We start from the raw sequence: 4,260 nt of genomic DNA, 5'->3' as shown, positions 1-4,260 counted from the left end.
TTTACCCGCTTCCTCAAAGCCCGTGACTTCCAAGCCGAAGCCGGTCAGGCCGGTAAACGATGAGGGCTGGCCCAGTACGCGCAGTTTTTTCACGTTCAGGTTCGCCAGGATTTGCGCGCCGATACCGTAGCTTTTGCTGTCCCATTTGTAGGCTTGGGCGGCGCTTTTCGGCAGGGTGCGGTCGAGCAGTGCCGCGCCGTCTTCTTTGCGGTGCATCAGGATGATAACGCCGCTTTCGGCTTCCTGAATGCGCTGTAGGGCTTGCGGCAGCGTCCAAGAGTGGCGCGGGTTGGGCTGGATGAAATCCATGGCGCTGAAGGGTTCGTGTACGCGCACGAGGGTTTCGGTCTCTTCAGACGGCTGCCCTTTAACCAGCGCCAGATGGGTTTCGCCGGATAATTTGTCAACGTAAACATGTTGTTGGAACTCGCCCCACGGTGTCTGCACAGCGGCATCGCCCATTTCTTCCAAGAGGCTTTCGGTGCGGCTGCGGTATTCGATCAAATCGGTAATCGTGCCGATTTTCAGGTCGTGGGTTTTGGCGAACTCGATTAATTCGGGCATACGCGCCATGGTGCCGTCGTCGTTGATGATTTCGCAAATCACGGCGGCGGGAATCAGGCCGCACATCTGCGCCAAATCGACGCCGGCTTCGGTGTGCCCCGCACGCACGAGCACGCCGCCTTTTTGGGCGCGCAGCGGAAAGATGTGGCCGGGCTGCACAATGTCTTCGGGCTTGGCGGCAGGCGATACAGCCGTCTGAATGGTCAGGGCGCGGTCGGCGGCGGAGATGCCGGTGGCAATGCCGTTGGCCGCTTCGATGGAGACGGTGAAGTTGGTACCGTATTGTGCGCCGTTTTTCTGGGTCATCATCGGCAGGCCGAGCTTTTCGACCATGGCTTCTTCCATCGGCAGGCAGACCAGGCCGCGCGCGTGTTTAATCATAAAATTGATGGCTTCGGGGGTGACGAATTGCGCGGCCATCAGCAAATCGCCTTCGTTTTCGCGGTCTTCGGCGTCGGTAATGATGACCATTTTGCCGGCTTTGATGTCGGCCAGAATTTCGGGAACGGTAGAAATATGGGTCATGGTGCGGCTTTCTTTCAAACAGGTTGGTTCGTGCGCGGTATCGAGCCACAGCGGCGGCATGGCGGCGGCGGCTTCGAGTTTGCGTGCTTTTTTCTCACCGAAAGATTTGTTTTTCAGCAGGGCGGAGAGTTCGCCCTGATTGATGGCAACAGCAGCGGCAAAGTGGCTCTGCCGCCCGCCGTAGCGCTCGTTTATCCAATGCCGCAGGTTGCGGCGGCGGCACTCGGCAACAGTCATTCTGGCTCCTCTGCGGGAAAAGCTGTTTGGATTTTAGGCCGAAGTTTACCAAAAAGCAAATCTGCCGGCGGCGGTATCATTTACTTTTTGGTCATCTTAGCCCAAAGCCATCTGAAACAGCCGCTACACGGATTTTCAGACGGCCTGAAGCCGCGCCGCAAGCCGTATTCCGTGCGCTTTGCAGTAACTTCCCTATCCGGCCATCGGGCACAGCGCGATACAGACCAATCCGCCCTGCCGCACCAAATGTAAAGATTGCTGTGTGCCATCGGGCAATCAAACAAAATTCGTTACGATACAAACAAAATCCGCCGCCCTGCTCCGCCCCCGGCTTCATTGTTTTTCAGACGGCCTGACCCGCACGGCCGCATCCGCCGCAAACAGGCTTGATTTGCTTATCGAAATTTAACACTTCCTAAGGAAAAACTGCCACTCCCTACGACCCGGGCGTTAAAAAGTCATAAAAAATACCTATTTACCTGAACGGCTTTTTGTGTGGATTTATTAAGATTGCAAGCAATATCCGCCTTGTAACTGCGTGAAATATTGTATGGCGGGGCGTTTTTTGCTGTGCTAGTATCGCTAAGTTTGGTAAAACAAATGAAAAGAAAAAGAGGTAAACAACTATGGATGAGAAACGCGAACCGTCTTATACCGAATTGCACCGTCCGGCTTCTTCTTTCGCTTCGCGCGAAGCGTATCTGGACCACGAGCTGCAAATCATGCAGCCGAAACGCTGGCGGATAAACCTGCCTTTCCGCGACTACCGCTTTGAATTTGAAGATATGATTCCCGCCTTTGCCGGCACCATCGGCAAAGTGGTGATGGTCGGCGCGGTTGCCGCTGCTTTTGCCGGCCCCTTGGGGCTGCCCGACGGCTTTGTATTGGAAAACGTGCGCTACGAGCTGCTGATTGCCGCCCTCTTTATCCTGCTGCTTTCGGGCTTCTTCCTGCCCAGTGCCAACCTGCCGGGCACGCACGGCCCGCTGATTCCGCTGATTCCGATTGTGGTGGCCGCCGGCGGCCATCCGCTGGCTTTCGGCCTGCTTATCGGCATATTCGGCTTCCTGCTCGGGATTACCAAAGGCGGCAGCCTAATGGCGAAGCTGACGAGTAACGGCGTCTGCGGCGGCCTGCTGCTGTATTTGGGCTTTATCGGCACCACCGGGCAGGTGGCCAAGCTGTTTCAATGGGCGGACGGCTTCGGTAAGTCTCATGTCGCGTTCATCATCATTTTGGGCACAATTCTGATGTATGCCCTGCTCGAGCATTGGCGCAAACGCTGGCTGGCCGTGCCGCTGGGCTGCGTGCTGGCCGGTGTGACCGCTTATCTGCTGGGCGCGCCCTTCTCCTTCAACACCGAGCCGGGGCTGCCGCCGATGAGCCCAGCCTACTGGTGGGGTGAAAACAGCGGCTGGATGCTGGGTCTGCCCGATTTCAACAGCTTCCTGGTCGTGTTCCCGTTTGCCGTACTGGCGGTGGCGATGTGGTCGCCCGATTTCCTCGGCCATCAGGTATTCCAAAAAATCAGCTACCCCGAGCGCACGGAAAAAGTGCAGATGAATATCGACGATACCATGGTCAGCTGCTCGGCGCGCCAGGTTGCAGGCTCGGTATTGGGCGGTGCCAACTTCACCTCTTCATGGGGCACCTACATCGTACCCGCCTCGATTGCCAAGCGCCCGATTCCCGCAGGCGCGGTGTTGACTGCCTTGTTCTGTATCATCGCCAGTATCTGGGGCTACCCGATGGATTTGGCCATCTGGCAGCCGGTATTGAGCGTGGCCTTGGTGGTCGGCGTGTATGTGCCGCTTTTGGAAGCCGGCATGGAAATGACCCGCAAAGGCAAAACCACGCAATCCGCAGCAATTGTGGTCTTCTCTTCCGCGCTGGTGAATCCCGTATTCGGCTGGTCGCTGACCATGCTGCTGGACAACTTGGGCTTAATCGGCTGTAAAGAGCGCAGCTCCGAATTGGGCTTTATGGGACGCGTGGTCGTACCGGTTATCGGTTTCGTCGTATTGTGCGCGGCCATGGGCGCGGTGGGTATGTTCCCCGGTATTCCGGCATTTTTAGAGCAGTTTAGAAGCCTCTGATACAGGCTTTGATAGACCGCAGGCCGTCTGAAACTTAACAAGCGTTTCAGACGGCCTTTTACCTTTAAATATCGGGGATTGCCCCTTATATAATCCGCGTTCGGACTGAATGAGCTGTATTCTGCTTGATTTCAGCCGCCTGCCCGCCCTTGCATAAGTGGAAAATCGGCAGATTTTGAACACGAAATATACGTTACACGGGGAAATACCGATATGAAATCATGGTTACGCGCACTCGGCCTGTTGCTGCTGGGCGGCCTGCTGGCGGCGGGCTATCAGTGGTACGCACAAAGCCGCGATACCGCCGCCAAAGCCTTATCGCGCGACGGCGTGGTGATGCAGATTAAACAACTCAACCGCCTGGAAAGCACCGCTTTCTATATCGACACCATTATCCGCACCGAGAAAAAAGGCGACTGGCGCAAATTATGGCAGGACGCGCAAAACGGCCTGTTTGTCGTGCGCGGCAAAGTCTTGGCCGGGCTGGACTTGGAAAAGCTGAGCGCGGAACACGTCCGCATGGTGGACGGCAAAGCCCTCATCAGCCTGCCGCCGGTAGAAATCCTCAGCGTGGATTTGGAAGACATCGAAGTGTATGACCTGCAAACCGGCACACTCAACCTGCTGCCGCCCGACAAAGCCGTATTCAGCCAAGTGCAGCGCGAAGCCAAAAAGCAGGTGCTCGCCGCCGCCTGCAAAGCAGACATCCTGCAACACAGCACCCGCCAAGCGCAAGCGCAGCTGGAAAACCTGTTTGCGCTGTCGCAAACGCAGGTATCGGTGTATCCGGCGGCCGCGCCGGTGTGCAAAGTGTGAAGCGGCGAGGTATATAAAACAC

General features: G+C 56.6%; 3 protein-coding genes. 2 read left to right on the top strand and 1 reads right to left on the bottom strand.

Translation table 11 applies throughout. The annotated features are described in order from the left end of the window. Positions 1 to 1,326 (bottom strand): bifunctional 3,4-dihydroxy-2-butanone-4-phosphate synthase/GTP cyclohydrolase II (ribBA, locus tag BDE01S_RS08680; protein WP_066080280.1); only part of this gene is annotated, 1,326 nt, incomplete at its 3' end. A gap of 626 nt (positions 1,327 to 1,952) precedes the next feature. Between ribBA and BDE01S_RS08675 the strand changes: the two genes are divergently transcribed. Further along, positions 1,953 to 3,422, top strand: a complete 1,470-nt coding sequence (locus tag BDE01S_RS08675) for a DUF3360 family protein (protein ID WP_066080277.1) — start codon at positions 1,953 to 1,955, stop codon at positions 3,420 to 3,422. A gap of 213 nt (positions 3,423 to 3,635) precedes the next feature. After that, a complete protein-coding gene (locus tag BDE01S_RS08670) occupies positions 3,636 to 4,238 on the top strand; it encodes a DUF4230 domain-containing protein (RefSeq protein ID WP_066080274.1) in 603 nt (200 codons plus the stop codon). Positions 4,239 to 4,260 lie beyond the last annotated feature (22 nt).

Origin of the sequence: Bergeriella denitrificans NBRC 102155 (genome assembly GCF_001592185.1) — a bacterium.
GTDB classification, from domain to species: Bacteria; Pseudomonadota; Gammaproteobacteria; order Burkholderiales; family Neisseriaceae; genus Neisseria; species Neisseria denitrificans.
This window is presented reverse-complemented; position numbering and strand designations above follow the sequence as displayed.